Origin of the sequence: Streptomyces sp. NPDC058008, from assembly GCF_042886395.1 — a bacterium.
In the GTDB taxonomy this organism is placed as follows: domain Bacteria; phylum Actinomycetota; class Actinomycetes; order Streptomycetales; family Streptomycetaceae; genus Streptomyces.
Genome location: NZ_JBHVQX010000027.1, coordinates 14,571 through 29,832, shown reverse-complemented (window position 1 = coordinate 29,832; position 15,262 = coordinate 14,571). Strand labels below are relative to the sequence as shown.

Annotated in this window: 14 protein-coding genes; 7 read left to right on the top strand and 7 right to left on the bottom strand. The window is 73.9% G+C overall.

The window, feature by feature from the left end; all coding sequences use genetic code 11:
- Positions 1 to 77: 77 nt before the first annotated feature.
- Together ACFVS9_RS25165 and ACFVS9_RS25160 are read left to right on the top strand one after the other, a co-directional pair.
- Entirely contained in the window at positions 78 to 662 is a 585-nt protein-coding gene (locus tag ACFVS9_RS25165; protein WP_389935644.1) for a helix-turn-helix domain-containing protein, read from the top strand.
- Between the two features lie 31 nt (positions 663 to 693).
- The gene (locus tag ACFVS9_RS25160) at positions 694 to 1,248 is read left to right on the top strand and encodes a YbaK/EbsC family protein (RefSeq protein ID WP_389935641.1); all 555 of its coding nucleotides are present in this window, start codon (positions 694 to 696) and stop codon (positions 1,246 to 1,248) included.
- A gap of 278 nt (positions 1,249 to 1,526) precedes the next feature.
- On the opposite strand, the gene ACFVS9_RS25155 is transcribed toward ACFVS9_RS25160, so the two are convergent.
- Positions 1,527 to 2,336 carry an aminoglycoside N(3)-acetyltransferase gene (locus ACFVS9_RS25155; RefSeq protein ID WP_389935638.1) on the bottom strand — a complete coding sequence of 270 codons (810 nt, stop codon included), beginning with the start codon at positions 2,334 to 2,336 and terminating at the stop codon, positions 1,527 to 1,529.
- 106 nt (positions 2,337 to 2,442) lie between these two features.
- Positions 2,443 to 2,859 (bottom strand): CoA-binding protein, encoded by a 417-nt coding sequence (locus ACFVS9_RS25150; protein WP_383114692.1) that lies wholly within the window; start codon positions 2,857 to 2,859, stop codon positions 2,443 to 2,445.
- Between the two features lie 82 nt (positions 2,860 to 2,941).
- On the opposite strand from ACFVS9_RS25150, the gene ACFVS9_RS25145 reads away from it, so the two are divergent.
- The 3 genes from ACFVS9_RS25145 (at position 2,942) to ACFVS9_RS25135 (ending at position 7,950) form a co-directional block, all read left to right on the top strand.
- On the top strand, positions 2,942 to 3,568 hold the full coding sequence (locus tag ACFVS9_RS25145; RefSeq protein WP_383114693.1) for a YigZ family protein: 627 nt from the start codon (positions 2,942 to 2,944) through the stop codon (positions 3,566 to 3,568).
- A 174-nt stretch (positions 3,569 to 3,742) separates the two neighbouring features.
- Complete coding sequence (locus tag ACFVS9_RS25140; protein WP_389935634.1) at positions 3,743 to 4,909, top strand: exonuclease SbcCD subunit D; 1,167 nt, start codon at positions 3,743 to 3,745, stop codon at positions 4,907 to 4,909.
- Positions 4,906 to 7,950 (top strand): AAA family ATPase, encoded by a 3,045-nt coding sequence (locus ACFVS9_RS25135; protein WP_389935631.1) that lies wholly within the window; start codon positions 4,906 to 4,908, stop codon positions 7,948 to 7,950. The genes ACFVS9_RS25140 and ACFVS9_RS25135 overlap by 4 nt, the downstream gene beginning before the upstream one ends.
- On the opposite strand, the gene ACFVS9_RS25130 is transcribed toward ACFVS9_RS25135, so the two are convergent.
- Positions 7,940 to 8,386, bottom strand: a complete 447-nt coding sequence (locus ACFVS9_RS25130) for an Lrp/AsnC family transcriptional regulator (RefSeq protein WP_383114696.1) — start codon at positions 8,384 to 8,386, stop codon at positions 7,940 to 7,942. The two genes, ACFVS9_RS25135 and ACFVS9_RS25130, sit on opposite strands and share 11 nt — an antisense overlap.
- Before the next feature lie 94 nt (positions 8,387 to 8,480).
- Between ACFVS9_RS25130 and ACFVS9_RS25125 the strand changes: the two genes are divergently transcribed.
- Positions 8,481 to 8,951: a rhodanese-like domain-containing protein gene (locus ACFVS9_RS25125; RefSeq protein WP_389935628.1), complete on the top strand. Its 471-nt coding sequence runs from the start codon at positions 8,481 to 8,483 to the stop codon at positions 8,949 to 8,951.
- 123 nt (positions 8,952 to 9,074) lie between these two features.
- Here ACFVS9_RS25125 and ACFVS9_RS25120 read toward each other — a convergent pair whose 3' ends face one another.
- The 3 genes from ACFVS9_RS25120 to ACFVS9_RS25110 all read right to left on the bottom strand — a co-directional run bounded on the left by ACFVS9_RS25120 (position 9,075) and on the right by ACFVS9_RS25110 (position 12,320).
- Entirely contained in the window at positions 9,075 to 9,941 is an 867-nt protein-coding gene (locus tag ACFVS9_RS25120; protein WP_389935626.1) for an ATP-grasp domain-containing protein, read from the bottom strand.
- 90 nt (positions 9,942 to 10,031) lie between these two features.
- Entirely contained in the window at positions 10,032 to 11,720 is a 1,689-nt protein-coding gene (locus tag ACFVS9_RS25115; RefSeq protein WP_389935623.1) for a DUF885 domain-containing protein, read from the bottom strand.
- A gap of 69 nt (positions 11,721 to 11,789) precedes the next feature.
- Positions 11,790 to 12,320, bottom strand: a complete 531-nt coding sequence (locus tag ACFVS9_RS25110; protein WP_383114700.1) for an Lrp/AsnC family transcriptional regulator — start codon at positions 12,318 to 12,320, stop codon at positions 11,790 to 11,792.
- Positions 12,321 to 12,379: 59 nt separating this feature from the next.
- Here ACFVS9_RS25110 and ACFVS9_RS25105 point away from each other — a divergent pair, with 59 nt between their 5' ends.
- On the top strand, positions 12,380 to 13,654 hold the full coding sequence (locus ACFVS9_RS25105) for a trans-sulfuration enzyme family protein (protein ID WP_389935619.1): 1,275 nt from the start codon (positions 12,380 to 12,382) through the stop codon (positions 13,652 to 13,654).
- Positions 13,655 to 13,669: 15 nt separating this feature from the next.
- Here ACFVS9_RS25105 and ACFVS9_RS25100 read toward each other — a convergent pair whose 3' ends face one another.
- The gene (locus ACFVS9_RS25100) at positions 13,670 to 15,076 is read right to left on the bottom strand and encodes a GNAT family N-acetyltransferase (RefSeq protein WP_383114747.1); all 1,407 of its coding nucleotides are present in this window, start codon (positions 15,074 to 15,076) and stop codon (positions 13,670 to 13,672) included.
- Positions 15,077 to 15,262: the final 186 nt, after the last annotated feature.

The window sequence follows — 15,262 nt, the reverse complement described above, 5'->3', positions numbered from 1 at the left end:
ACAGTGCGGTGGTCGGTGGGTGCACCACACCGTAGTGCAGTATTTTCGACTCTGTCATCCAGGATATTGGACGGAATGTGTCTGACCTCGACCAGCTCACCCAGTCGCTCGCGCGCAACCTCAAGCGCTGGCGGGGTGAGCGCGGCTTCACCCTGGACGCCCTCGCCGCCCGAGCGGGGGTCAGCCGGGGCATGATCATCCAGATCGAGCAGGCGCGTACCAACCCGAGCGTCGGGACCACCGTCAAGCTCGCCGACGCGCTGGGGGTCAGCATCACCACCCTGCTCGACTACGAGCAGGGATCCCAGGTGCGGCTGGTGCCCGAGAGCCAGGCGGTGCGCATGTGGTCGACGGAGGCGGGCAGTTCGACCACCCTGCTCGTCGGTACGGAGGCCCGCGGGCCGATCGAACTCTGGTCCTGGCACCTGGTGCCGGGCGACAGCAGCGCCTCCGACCCGCACCCCGAGGGGACGGTGGAGCTCCTGCACGTCACGACGGGTGAACTGACCCTGATCGTCGACGGCGAGGCCCATCTGGTGCCCGCGGGAACCTCCGCGACGTTCGAGGCCCATGTGCCGCACAGCTACCGCAACGACGGATCCGAGCCCGCCGATCTGACGATGGCCGTGTCGATCCCGCCGGTCCGCAGGGAGGCCAGGTGAGCGGCCGTCGCGGGACGGTAGCGTGAGCGGCATGCGCGCACCCCTGGGTACCTTCGGCGATGCCTCTCCCGCCGCGGACCGGCTGGACCTGCTCACGACGCCCGTCGCGGAGGCCGTGGCGGCCGGCTGGGGCGGTATCCCCGCCGAGTCGGTCGTCTACGTCGACACCGACCCCGAGATCGCCGACACGGCCGCCTTCGTGGCGCACTACGGCCCCGAACTGCTCGACGCGTCCGCCAACTGCGTGGTCGTCGCGGGCAAGCGGGGCGGCGACACCACGCTGGCCGCCTGTGTCGTGCTGTCGCGCACCCGCGTGGACGTGAACGGAGCGGTACGCAAGCACCTGGGGACCCGTAAGGCGTCCTTCGCGCCGATGGACGTGGCGGTGGGCGGGACCGGCATGGAGTACGGCGGGATCACCCCGGTCGGCCTCCCCCCGGCCTGGCCCTTCCTGCTCGACCCGGCCGTGGCGGACACCGAATGGGTCCTGATCGGCAGCGGCCGCCGCCGCGGCAAACTGATCGTCCCCGGCAAGGCGCTGGCGGCACTGCCCGGAGCGGTCCTGCTGGACGGGCTCGGGGTCTGAGACCGCCTGCCGGATCCGGCGGGGTCCTGGTTTCCCGGGGTCCGAGGCCGCACTGCCGGATCCGGCAGGGCCCCCGGATTTCCGTGCGCCGTGCGCGTGAACGCTCCTGGGCGAGCCCTCCGGGGCCGACGGCCGTGACCGGCAGCGAGGCGGTGGCCAGGACTGCTGCCGCGACCAGGGCCGGCAGCTGCGCCGAGCACCGCCCGCCGTGACCCGCCCCCACCGCTGTGACGGGCACCCCGAGCACGTCGGCCGTGACCGGCACCGCGCCGGATCGCTCAGGCGCCGCCGGGCCGATGGTCCTCGAACCATCCCACGGCGAAGTCCACCGCGGTCCGGAGGGGGAACAGCCGGCTGTGCGCCGCCCCCACCCGCCCGGCAGCGACCGCTCCGGGCCGCGTGCGGACGAAGTCGTCCCCGAGAGGGGAGAAGTCGCCGTCGTCCAGAGCGATGTCCTCGTACTCCCACCAGCGCGGTCCGTCCTCCGACCCCACCACACAGCGGTACCGGCGGCGGGGCGGGTCGGGTCGGCGGTACTCCGCGAGGTGGAAGGCGGTGCAGCTGCCGAAGCCGGTGCCCAGCAGCAGGACCTGCGCACCGGCCTCGTACAGCCGGGCCAGGGGGGACTCCTCGCCCAGATGGCAGTCCCGGCGGTGGCCCGCGAGCAGCCGCCCGGCCGCCGGGCCGAGCGCGGCGAACGAGGTCTGCGGATGGCCGCTGCGCAGGGCGCCGGGCGCCAGCCGCACCGTCTCGGCGAGCACTCCCGCCGTGGGCGCAGGGGAGACCGCCGGGTCGAACGCGGGCATCGCCGCGCGCACTGCCGCGCGGTCCCGCGCGCCCAGGCCACGGACACGGTCCAGGTAGGCGCGTGAGGTGTCGGAATTCTCCGGGGTGAAGGCAGGGACGACCAGGGTTCCCTCCGGCCCCAGGGCGCGCAGCAACGCGTGCACCATGTCCCCGGTCCCCCCGCCCACCGCGCGCATCGAGGCATGCACCAGCAGGACACCGCCCCGCCGCACACCGAGCTCGCGCAACTGGACGGCGGCACGTTCACCGCCGAGGAGGAGATGCTGCCTCACGACGGACATTCTCCCCGCACCGGAGGTTTCGCGACACCACGCCTTCGCGCCGCCCCTCCTCCCCGCCGCTGTGGCACGCGGGAGGAAAGGGGCCGGGGAGGACGTGGCGCAGGGGTCAGCCGAGAGGGCTCAGCCGAGGTATCTCGATCGCCGGACAACGGTCCATGACCATGTCGAGGCCCGCGGCGCGGGTGCGGGCGAGGGCCTCCTCGTCGATCACGCCGAGCTGGAACCAGACGGCCCTGGCACCGGCCGCCACCGCTTCGTCGGCGACATCGCCCGCCAGGTCGCTGTTCACGAAGACGTCCACGACATCGACGGGGAAGGGTATGTCCGCCAGCGAGGCGTATCCCTGTTCGCCGTGGACCGGCTCCGCCTTGGGGTGGACGGGCACCACCCGCTTGCCGAAGCGCTTCAGGACCTCGGCCACCCCGTAGGCCGCGCGGGACCGGTTGGTGGACAGACCGACCACCGCCCAGGTGTCACCCGACTCCCGGAGGATCCTGCGAATCGTCTCATCGTCTGCGTACATGCCCGGACAACGGACGATCCCGCCCCGCCATTCCCCACGGGAGGGTGAAAACGCCGAGCGGCGCGGAGCATAGGGTGGACCGATGCAGGAGCAGTACCGGACAGTCGCCGGCCCGGGCGTGCACGAGACCGAGGTCGGCCGATCGCGCTTCCTCTGCGCGCTCGCCCCCGCCGCGACCGAGCAGGAGGCGCAGGAGTTCGTCGCGCGCGTCCGCAGGGAGCACCCCACCGCCAACCACAACTGCTTCGCCTACGTCATCGGCGCCGACGCCTCCGTGCAGAAGGCCAGTGACGACGGGGAGCCCGGCGGGACGGCAGGCGTCCCCATGCTCCAGATGCTCATGCGCCGCGAGGTGCGGTACACCGTCGCCGTCGTCACCCGCTACTTCGGCGGTGTCAAGCTCGGCGCGGGCGGTCTGATCCGGGCGTACGGAGGGGCGGTCGGTGAGGCGCTCGACGAGCTCGGCACGATCACCCGCCGCCGGTACCGCCTCGCCACCGTCACGGTGGACCACCAGCGGGCGGGGAAGCTGGAGAACGATCTGCGCGCCACCGGCGTGGCCGTCCACGAGGTGACCTACGCGGAGGCCGTGACCCTCGCCATCGGGCTGCCGGACGCCGACGTCGACGGCTTCAGGGCCTGGCTCGCGGACGCCACCGCGGGATCCGCGACCTTCGAACCGGGCGGCGAGGCGTACGGGGATGTCTGAGCCGGGTCACGGGATCATGAGCTCCGGGGACGGGTCCGGCCGGGTCGCGGCGGCATCCCGTGACGGGGCGGTGCGTGGCGGCGGACCGGGGCCGGTACGGCAGGACGTGGGGACCTTCGGTGTCCCGGAGCGGGGGAAGCGGAACATGCGGGCCGGAGTGGTCGGAGTGATGGCGTGAGGATCCTGCACACCTCGGACTGGCACCTGGGGCGGTCGTTCCACCGCGTCCCGATGCTCGACGCCCAGGCCGCCTACCTCGACCACCTCGTCGGGACGGTGCGGGAGAACGCCGTCGACGTGGTCGTCGTGGCGGGCGACGTCTACGACAGGGCGGTACCACCGCTGTCGGCCGTCCAGCTGTTCGACGACGCGCTGCACCGGCTCGCCGCCGCCGGAGTGCCGACCGTCATGATCTCCGGGAACCACGACTCGGCCCGCAGACTGGGCGTCGGCGCCGGACTGATCGCGCGGGCCGGTATCCATCTGCGTACCGACCCCGCCGACTGCGGCATCCCGGTCGTGCTGCCGGACGCGCACGGTGACGTGGCGTTCTACGGGCTGCCCTACCTGGAGCCCGCTCTCGTCAAGGACGGCCTGGGCGCCGCGAAGGCGGGACACGAGGCCGTCCTCACGGCCGCCATGGACCGGGTACGGGCCGATCTCGCGTCCCGGCCGGACGGCACCCGCTCCGTTGTCCTCGCCCACGCGTTCGTGGCGGGCGGTGAACCCAGCGACAGCGAACGCGACATCACGGTCGGCGGCGTCGCGGCCGTCCCCGCGGGAGTCTTCGACGGGGTGGACTACGTGGCCCTCGGCCACCTGCACGGCTGCCAGACGGTCACCGAACGCGTGCGCTACTCGGGCTCGCCGCTCGCGTACTCCTTCTCCGAGCACGCGCACCGCAAGACGATGTGGCTGGTCGAACTCGCCCCCGGCGGCGGCATCGGGGCCGAACGCGTCGACTGCCCGGTGCCGCGTCCGCTCGCCCGGCTGCGCGGGCGGCTGGACACCCTGCTCGACGACCCGGCGCTCGAACGGCACCGGGGATCGTGGGTGGAGGCCACCCTGACCGACCCCGCCCGGCCGGACGAGCCGATGGCCCGTCTGCTCGACCGCTTCCCGCACACCCTCAGCCTGGTGTTCGACCCCGAGCGGACCCCCCAGGACCCCCTCGCGTCGTACGCCCAGCGGCTCAGGGGACGCGACGACCAGCAGGTGGCGGAGGACTTCGTGGCCCATGTGCGCGGGGGAAGCGGACCCAGCGAGCGGGAACGCACCGTGCTGCGCGCCGCCTTCGACGACGTACGGGTCGACGACGCGGCCGCGGAGGTGTCCCGTTGAGGCTGCACAAGCTCACCCTGACGGCGTTCGGCCCCTTCGGTGCCACCCAGGAGGTCGACTTCGACGCGCTGTCCTCCGCCGGGATCTTCCTGCTGCACGGCCCGACCGGCGCCGGCAAGACCTCCGTCCTCGACGCCGTCTGCTACGCCCTGTACGGGGCGGTGCCCGGTGCACGGCAGAGCCCCGGCACCTCCCTGCGCAGCGACCACGCCCCGGTGGACCGGCCGACCGAGGTGTGCCTGGAGCTGACCGTCGGGGGCCGCCGCCTGGAGGTCACCCGGCGGCCCGCCCAGCCCCGCCCCAAGAAGCGCGGTGGCGGTCACACGACCGAGAAGGCGCAGAGCCTGTTGCGCGAGTACGCCCCCGAGCACGGCTGGAAGGCGCTGAGCCGCTCCCACCAGGAGATCGGTGAGGAGATCGGCGGGCTCGTCGGGATGAGCCGGGACCAGTTCTGCCAGGTGGTGCTGCTGCCCCAGGGGGACTTCGCACGGTTCCTGCGCGCCGACGCGGAGGCGCGCGGCAAACTGCTCGGCCGGCTCTTCGACACCCGTCGCTTCGCGGCCGTCGAGGAACGCCTGGCCGAGCAGCGGCGGGCCGCCGAAGCCCGGGTCAGGTCGGGCGACGAGCAGATCCTCGCCCTGGCCCACCGCATCGCCCAGGCGGCCGGACCGGCTGCGGACGAAGCGCTTCCGGCCGAGGCGAAGCCCGGCGAGCCCGGTCTCGCCGAGGCGGTCCTGAGCTGGGCGGCTGTCGCGCGCGGCGGAGCCCGCGAACGGCTCGACATCGCGCGCTGCGGCCTGGCCGCGGCGGAGGAGCGGAGTTCCGCCGCACGCCGCGCCCTGGAGGCCGAGCGTGAACTCGACCGCCTTCAGCGGAGGTACGCCGAGACCCGCCGCCGCGCCGCGGGGCTGGAGGAGCGGCGCGCCGAACGCGACCGCTGCCACGAACAGCTCGCCCGTGCGCGCAAGGCGGACCTGGTGGCCCCGGCGCTCGATCTGCGCGACCGGGCCGAGCGGGCCCACCGCGCTGCTGCCGAGGCCCGCGTGCGCTCGCGCGCCGGGCTGCCGCACGAACTGGCCGACGCGGGCCTGGACCAACTGGCCGACCGGGAGCGCGGGTTCCGGGCGCAGCTCGGCGCGCTCGACGCCGCACGCCGCGCCGAGCGGCGCAGCCGGGAGATCGACGACGAGCGGGGCGGGCTCGACCGGCAGTCCCGCTCGGACGACGAACTGATCCAGGAGGCGGCGCAGTGGCTGGCGGGCTGGGACGCCACCCACCGGAGCCTCGCCGAACGGGTGGAGACGGCGCGGGACGCCGCGACGCGCGCCGAACAGCTGGCCGGCCGGCTCGAGCCCGCCCGGAGGAGGCTGGAGGCGGCACGGCGGTGTGACGCTCTCGCCACGCAGGAGGAGACGGCTGCGGCGGCCCTGACCGCCGCCCGCGAGAGCGCCGCGGACGCGCACGAGACGTGGCTGGCGCTGCGGGAGCAGCGGCTGCTCTCGGTCGCGGCGGAACTGGCGGGTCAGCTCGTCGACGGTGCGGCCTGCGCGGTGTGCGGCTCGGCCGAGCACCCGGCGCCGGCCCGTGCGGGCGCCGGGCACGTGGACCGGGCCACGGAGGAGGCGGCGCTCGCCGCCCACCAGCGGGCCGAACAGGCCCGTGCACGGGCGGAGGGTGAACGGGGCGTCCTGCGGGAGCGCCTCGCGGCGGCGCGGGCGGAGGCCGCGGACCCCCAGGAGGGGGCCGAGCCGGCCGGCCGCGCCGCCGTCTCCGTCGCCGGACTGCGGGCGGTCGTCGACCGGCTGACCCGGGAGCACGCGGACGCCCACCGCCTCGCGGCGGGGACGCACGCGGCCAGGGAAGCCCTCGCCGCCGCCGAGCGGGAACACCTCGGCCGGATCGAGGACCAGCGGCGGGCGGAGCGGCGTACGGCTGCGCGTACGTCGCAGCGCGAAGCACTCGACCGCGAACAGGCCTCCCTGGAAGCCGAGTTGGTCACAGCCCGGGGTGCCTGTGCCTCGGTGGCCGAGCACGCCGGGCTGCTGGAGCGGCGTGCCGGACTGCTCGCCGACGCCGCCGAGGTGCTCCGTGCCGAGCACGAGGCCGCCGGGCGCCTCAAGGAGGCCGACGGCAGGCTCGCCGACGCCGCGTTCCGGGCCGGGTTCGACACCCCGCAGGCCGCCGCCGCGAAGCTCCTCGGCGACGCCGCGCAGCGGGAGCTCCAGCACCGTGTCGACGCCTGGCAGACGGAGGCCGCCACGGTCGCCGACCGGCTCGCCGAGGAGGACGCCGTGGCTGCCGCGGCCCGCCCGCCCGCCTTGCCGGACGAGGCGCAGAGGGCCTACGACCTGTCCGTGCGGGTGCTCCGTGACAGCGCCTCCGCGCACTCCGCCGCGCAGGAGCGCGGCGCGGAGCTCGACCGCCTCTCGCGCCGTGCCGAGGACGAGGTGCGCGCCCTGGGGCCGCTGCGCGAGGAGTACGAGGGGGTGGCACGGCTCGCCGGGCTGACCGCGGGCACCTCCGCGGACAACGAACGCAGGATGCGGCTGGAGGCGTACGTCCTGGCCGCCCGCCTCGAACAGGTCGCCGCCGCGGCGACGGCCCGTCTCCAGCGGATGTCGTCGGGCCGCTACACGCTGGTCCACTCCGACGAGCGCAGCGGGGGCCGCAGGGCCGGGCTCGGTCTGCACGTCGTCGACGCCTGGACGGGCCGGGAGCGCGACACCGCGACCCTCTCCGGCGGGGAGACCTTCTTCGCCTCGCTCGCCCTCGCGCTCGGCCTCGCCGATGTGGTGACGGACGAGGCGGGCGGCGTACGCCTGGACACGCTCTTCATCGACGAGGGCTTCGGCAGCCTGGACGACCAGACGCTGGACGAGGTGCTCGACGTCCTGGACTCGCTGCGCGAACGCGACCGGAGCGTCGGCATCGTCAGCCACGTGGCCGATCTGAGGCGCCGGATCCCCGCCCAGCTCGAAGTGGTGAAGGAACGGCACGGATCGGCCGTGGTCCACCGGGCGGCCGGCCCGCTCAGCGGCTGATCGGCCGCCGGGGAAGGGGCGAGGAGTACACGACGCTGGTGGTCACGGACCCGAGGGCGCCGATCCTTCCCGTGACCTCCTCCAGATGACGCATCGACCTGGCGGTCACCTTCAGCACGAAGCAGTCGTCCCCGGTCACGTGGTGGGCCTCCACGATCTCCGGGGTGCTCTCCGTCAGATCGTGGAACGGCTTGTAGTTGCCGTGGGGGTAGCGCAGCCGTACGAGGGCGAGGACCGGGAGCCCCAGCCGCTCCGGGTCCACCACGGCTGCGTACCCGCTGATCACCCCCGCCTCCTCCAGGCGGCGTACCCGTTCCGTGACGGCGCTGGGGGACATCGCCACGGCGCGGGCCAGCTCGGCGAAGGTCGCGCGTCCGTCGCGTTGCAGGACGTCGAGGATGCGCCAGTCGGTGGCGTCCGGGGAATACTCGGTCATGACCGCCACACAACAGAGGAATCCCCGGAGAATCAAGCGATGTGCCGTGGATCACTACTTCCGGCCGAGGTCGACCCACCGTAGTTTTCCGGTCATGACCTCTCGGACACCCAACCCCGTCCTCCGGGTACCCCCTGCCTCCCCCGCAGCGGCCGCCGCGTACTTCGGCGCCTCGCTGGCGTTCCACGCGGACGTGTCCGACGTGGCCGCCGCCCTGGAGGCCGGTGACCCCGGATTCGTCGTGCTCGACTCGCGGTCGGCCGCCTCCTGGGACCAGGGCCACGTGCCCGGCGCGCTCCACCTGCCGACCGCCCTGATCGCGGCGCGGGCGGCCGGACTCCTGGATCCGGCCGTGCCCGTGGTCACCTACTGCTGGGGGCCGGGCTGCGACGGAGGGGCCCGCTCCGCTCTGGCGCTCGCCGGACTCGGCTACCGGGTCAAGGAGATGATCGGCGGGTTCGAGTACTGGGTGCGCGAAGGACTCGCCTTCGAGACCCGGGAAGGCGCCCGGCGGCACGCCGCCGACCCGCTCACCGCACCCGTGGACGACGACTGCGGCTGCTGAGCCCCGCGCCCCCACGGGCGGGGCCACGGGACCACCGGGCCGGGTGCGAGGCGCGGCGGACCGTCTCCGGACCGGACGCCGGGGCCGCGCGGGGGAGCGGTGGCGTGGTGCCCCGCACGGTGACTATCCCAGGAGCGCGCGGAACAGGCCCTCGCCGTCGTCGCCCGCCGGCAGGCCGCTGACCTGGCCGTCACCGACCTCCACGACCCGCCACACCCCGTCCTCCCGCAGCGCCATGTCGGTGGTCACCCACCGGCAGCCGAGGGCGCGTACGGCCTCGCCGACGGTGTCGAGGTCAGGGGCGGGCAGCCGGTCCGGTGTGTCCGGATGGGCCGTCACCCGCACCACCTCACCGTCCACCCACCACACCCGCGCCTCACCGCCCGGCACGAACGGCTCGTACGCGCGCAGCACCACCCCGCCGGCCAGGGAGTCCCCCTGGAGTCCGACGAACCGGCCGACGACGGCGGAGAGCCGGTCCGTGTCCTCCAGCTCCGGCACGAAGCACGCCTCGTGCCACTCGTGCTTACGGGACTTCACGAAGTCCTTGACGATGCCGGGGCCGGATCCCAGGGCCCCGGCGAGAGCGGACCAGACCGCGGGATCCGGCAGAGCCCCGCCCACGGGCAGGGGACGCCAGACACTGCGGGGAGTGAGCCCGGCGAACGCCTCGTACCAGCCAGGGAGTTCATGCGCGGCCCGGTAGGCGCGGGCGCCGGTGAGGAGCGAACAGCCACGGGCGGCGAGGGCGCGGTCCAGCTCCGCGTAACGGCCGGACGGCACCATCCAGCCCCGGTACCAGTACGCCCCCGAGTCCCGGGGCACCCGCCCGACGGCGGTCTCCGTGTCCCCGGCGAGCAGCGCGTCGTGATCGGTCAGTACGGTCCGCGCACCGGCGCGCCGGACCGCCGCCTCCTCGGCTGCGAAGAGGGAGTCGGGCCGGCGCGGACGCAGCGGATCGCGGCAGAACAGGAAACCGGGCGGAGTCATGCGGCACGTCCCTCGGAGAGCCGGCGGGGAGGAGCGGCGGGCCGGGACCGGTGAGCGCACCCGCGCACACCGGCCCCGGCCGCAGCCCGGTCAGAGCCTGGACAGCTCGTCCACCAGGTCGTCCAGGCCGAGCGACCCCTGCGACAGGGCAGCCATGTGCCAGGCCTTGAGGTCGAACGCGTCGCCGTGGGCCTTCCGGGCGTTCTCCCGGCCCAGCAGCCAGGCCCGCTCGCCCAGCTTGTAACCGATGGCCTGCCCCGGCATCGACAGATAGCGGGTCAGCTCGCTCTCCACGAAGTCGGCGGGCCGGCCGCTGTGGGCACCGAAGAACTCCTCGGCCAGTTCAGGCGTCCACCGCTCACCCGGGTGGAACGACGAGTCGGCGGGGATCTCCAGCTCCAGGTGCATGCCGATGTCGACGATCACCCGGCAGGCACGCATCATCTGCGCGTCCAGATACCCGAGGCGGCGCTCCGCGTCGGGCAGGAAGCCCAGCTCGTCCATGAGCCGCTCCGCGTACAGCGCCCAGCCCTCCGCGTTGGCGCTGACCTGGCCGACCGATGCCTGGTAGCGCGAGAGGCTGTCGGCGACGTGCGTCCACTGCGCGATCTGCAGGTGATGGCCCGGAACGCCCTCGTGGTACCACGTGGACACCAGGTCGTACACAGGGAAGCGGGTCTCGCCCATGGTGGGCAGCCAGGTGCGGCCGGGCCGCGAGAAGTCCTCGGAAGGGCCGGTGTAGTACGGAGCGGCGGCGCCGCCCGCCGGAGCGATCCGGGACTCCACCGTCCGCACCCGCTCGGCGAGTTCGAAGTGGGTGCCGTCGAGCGCCTCGATGGCCTCGTCCATCAGGCCCTGGAGCCAGACCCTGACCTCCTCCACGCCCTCGATGTGCCTGCCGTGCACGTCGAGATGGGCGAGCGCCTCCCAGGGGCCCGCGCCCGGCACGATCTTGTCCGCCTCGGTCCTCATCTCGGCCAGCAGCCGGTGGTACTCGGACCAGCCGTAGGCGTACGCCTCGTCGAGATCCAGGTCCGTGCCGTTGAAGTGGCGCGCCCAGCGGGCGTAGCGCTCCCGGCCCACGGTGTCGGGAGCGCCCTCGATCGCGGGGGCGTACACGTCCCTCAGCCAGTCCCGCAGCGACACCAGGGCGGCGGCGGCCTGCCCGGCCGCCTCGTCGAGCTCCGCGCGCAGCGCGTCCGGGCCGTCGGTCACGAAGTCCTGGAAGAAGCCGGGGTCCCCGTCCTCCCCCGCCCAGGCGCCCAGCTGGCCGACGAACGTCGCCGTGGGGCGGGGGCCGCCGTACAGCTTCCGATCCAGACCGAGCGCGAGCGAGGCACGGTACCCCTCCAGCGCGGCGGGTACCGCCCGCAGGCGGTCCACGATCGCGGCCCAGTCGTCGTCCGTCGCCGTCGGCGTGGCCGTGAACACATCACGAAGGCTGTGTGCCGGGGAATGGATGTTGGAGACGGCCCGCAGCCCCTCCTCGGCGTCATGGACGGCGAGTTCGGCCGTCAGGCGCTCCCGCAGCAGTCGCGCGCAACGCCTCTCCTCGTCCGCGTCCGCACCCGGGACCCGCTCCGCGGCGTCGAGCTGCCGGAGGGTGGAGCGGATGAGAGCGGCCGAGGCCTCCTGGCCGGCCGGCGAGAAATCGGGCAGCCGGCGGGAGCTTTCCGCGACACCGAGGTAGGTACCGGTGATCGGGTCGAGTTCGATGTAAGCGTCGACGTAGGCGTCGGCGACCTGGCGCGGCAGTGCGCTGCTCGATGTGTCTGACATGTGGACATCCTCTAACGCCGGAGGCCGTCCCGTCACGGGGGCACAGGACTTCGGCCGCGCGAGGACCTGTCACGGCGTGGGGGAGGAGCGACGCGTCTCCGGGCCGTCGGCCGCGTTCCCCGTGCCCGCCGAGGGCGGCATCAGCGGGCCGCACTCCCACTGCTGGAAGATCAGCCGGGTCTCCACGCGCGCCACCTCGCGCCGTGAGGTGAACTCGTCCAGCACCAGCCGCTGGAGATCCGTCGGATCGGAGACCGCCACGTGCACCAGGTAGTCGTCGGGCCCGGTGAGGTGGAAGAACGCCCGGGACTCCGGGAGTGCCCTGATCCGCTCGACGAACGGACCGATGAGCTCCCTGCGGTGCGGCCGCACCTGGACCAGCAGGAGCGCCTCGAGACCCCGGCCGAGCCGCGCAGGATCGAGCCGCAGCCGGTGCCCGAGGATCACCCCGGACCGGCGCAGCCGCGCCACGCGGTCCAGGCAGGTGGACGGCGCCACCCCGACCTCGGCGGCGAGCTCACGGTAGGTCGTCCGGGCATCGTTCTGAAGGAGGCGCAGAATGTGCAGATCGACCGGATCCAGAGCGACGGATTCAGACATCGGGCGAACGTAGCACGGCAAACCGGTGCCAGGAGCCGGTGGTTGTTCAGGCTGGTGGCATGGACACCGAAGCCACCTCGCTGACATCCCAGCCCCCCTTCCGGTCCAGAGCGCTCGCCACCGAAGCCGTGCACGCCGGACGCGACGATCTCCCCTCTCTCGGACTGCACGCCGCGCCGATCGATCTGTCCACCACCTATCCCTCGTACGACTCCCGGGGCGAGGCCGCGCGCATCGACGCCTTCGCGGCCACCGGAGCCAGGCCCGACGGCCCGCCCGTCTACGCACGGCTGGACAACCCGACGACCGCGCGCTTCGAGACGGCGCTGGCCCGGCTGGAAGGTGCCGGGAGCGCGGTCGCCTTCGCGAGCGGAATGGCGGCGCTCACCGCCGTCCTGCTGGCCCGCGCGAGCCTGGGGCTGCGCCACGTCGTCGCCGTGCGGCCGCTCTACGGCTGTAGCGACCACCTGCTGGGCGCGGGCCTGCTGGGCACGGAGGTGACCTGGACGGACCCGGCGGGCATCGCCGACGCGATCCGCCCGGACACCGGCCTGGTGATGGTCGAGACCCCGGCCAACCCGACCCTGGCCGAGATCGACGTCCGGGCGGTGGCGCACTCCTGCGGCTCCGTGCCGCTCCTCGTCGACAGCACCTTCGCCACGCCCGTACTGCAGCGGCCGATCGAGGACGGTGCCCGGATCGTGCTGCACAGCGCCACGAAGTACCTGGGCGGTCACGGTGACGTGATGGGCGGTGTCGTCGCCTGTGACGAGGAGTTCGCCGCGACCCTGCGGCAGGTGCGGTTCGCCACCGGGGGCGTCCTGCACCCCATGGCCGGCTACCTGCTGCTGCGCGGCCTGTCCACCCTGCCCGTACGGGTCCGGGCGGCGTCGGCCTCCGCCGCCGAGCTGGCCCGGCGGCTCTCGGCCGACCCCCGCGTCGCGCGGGTGCACTACCCGGAGGTGGGCGGCGCGATGGTGTCCTTCGAGGTGTACGGGGACCCCCACAGGATCATCGCCGCCGTCCGGCTGATCACGCCCGCCGTGAGCCTCGGCAGCGTGGACACGCTCATCCAGCATCCGGCCTCCATCAGCCACCGCATCGTGGGTGAGGGAGACCGGAGGGCCGCCGGCGTCGGTGACCGGCTGCTGCGCATGTCGGTCGGCCTGGAGGACGTCGAGGACCTCTGGGCGGACCTGTGCCTGGCGCTCGGCGACGGAGGCGCCGCTCCGGCCGCCCGGTCCGGTGAGGAGGAACCCACCGGACGGGGCGACCACGTGCTCCCGTCCGGATCACGCCGGGCACACGCCCCGGTCCAGCCCGGTCCGGCCTGACCCCGGGCCCCGGACCTACGGGAGCGGCCGGGACGGACCCGGCGCGCCCGACCGGGTCACCGGGTCCGTCGACGGCACGGGCTGCTGCGCGGGAGCCTGCGACAGCCGGGCGGTGATGACCAGGGTGCCCTCCTCGATCTGGTAGTCGAGGGGGAGCGAGAGCGCCCGCATGGCCGCCACCATCCCCGTGTTGTGGGCCTGGGTCACCGCGTACACGCTCTCGCACCCGGCCTCGACGGCGAGGGCCACGAGCCGGCCGAGGAGTTCGGAACCGATGCCGCGGCGCTGCCAGTCGTCCTCGACCAGGAGGGCGACCTCGGTCTCGTCGCCGTCCCAGAGCAGATGGCCGAGAGCCACCAGCCGGCCGGAGGCCGTCTGCACGGCGAGTGTGCGGCCGAAGCGGGGGCTCAGCAGGTGGTCCAGATACCGGTCGGCGTCACGGACCGGACCGTGGTACCGCAGGCCGAGGGTGCGCTCGGAGCAGCGGTCGTGCATGGCCAGCGCCGCGTCGAGATCGTCATGGTCGGCGCGGCGCACCGTGATCTCCTTGCCCTCCGGCAGGGTGAGGACGTCCTCACCGCGCGGCACGCGCGGGCCGAGCCGTGCGTCGAGCTCGACCAGGGCCCGGGCGCGGGCGAACTCCGTCGGGGTGAAGGGCAGGTGGGGGCGTTCGACGGTGATGACTCCGCCCGACGGATCGCGGAGCCTCATCACGGTGTCCTCCAGGACGCCCTCCACCGGAGCGCTCTCCCCGGTGGGGCGGCCGGTGACCGACAGGGCGGGCAGCGAGTGGATGGTGCACCGGCCCAGGAGCTGGCGCAGGGCCAGCGGGAGCTCGGCCGCGTCCAGCGCCGTCCGGGTGGCCAGTCCGAGGACCCGGGTGGGGGTGTCCACCAGGTCGTGGGCGTCCGCCCGCTCGATCCACGTCGCGCTGCCGCCGGCGGCGGAGATCTCCCGGGTCAGCTGCTGCGCGGGCAGCGCGGCCGGGGCGCGCAGCAGGAACTCGTCCACCGTGCCGTCGGCCAGCGGATGGGTCTGAAGGGTCAGGATGTCGATCCGGTGGCGGGCGAGGGCGATGCAGAGGGCCGCCAGGGTGCCGGGGGCGTCCCGCACGGTCGTACGCATCCGCCACAGCACCGTTTCCACGGCCTCCTCGGCGCCGGCGGGGGGAGCCTCCGTCCCGGCACCGGTATCGGAATCAGGAGGTGGCGCGTGGCTGTGCCTCCGTGCCCACCAGGTGTGGAAGGCGGCCGTGGCGACCAGGGCCACGGCCGAGGCCACGAGCAGATAGGGGCCGTCGGGCTGGTGCCCGATCAGGTTGGCGATCGCGTCGGCCACGGCGACGGCCGTGAACAGGGCTGCCAGCTCGATCAGGTCCCGCCGCCAGTGGTGCGGACGGCGGGCACTCTTCGCGGATGTCACATCAGTCATGCCCTCACTGTGACGCAACGGTGTTGCCTGATCACGAACGCATTGTGACTGATGGGTTACGTGTGGATCTGGTCGTCTTCAGCACCATTTCCCTGGGCTGTCCATTCGTCCCCTGTTCCCTCGCCTTCGTACCCGCGCGGGGCCTCTGCCCGCCCCTGTGGTCCGGGCCCCGCCCCG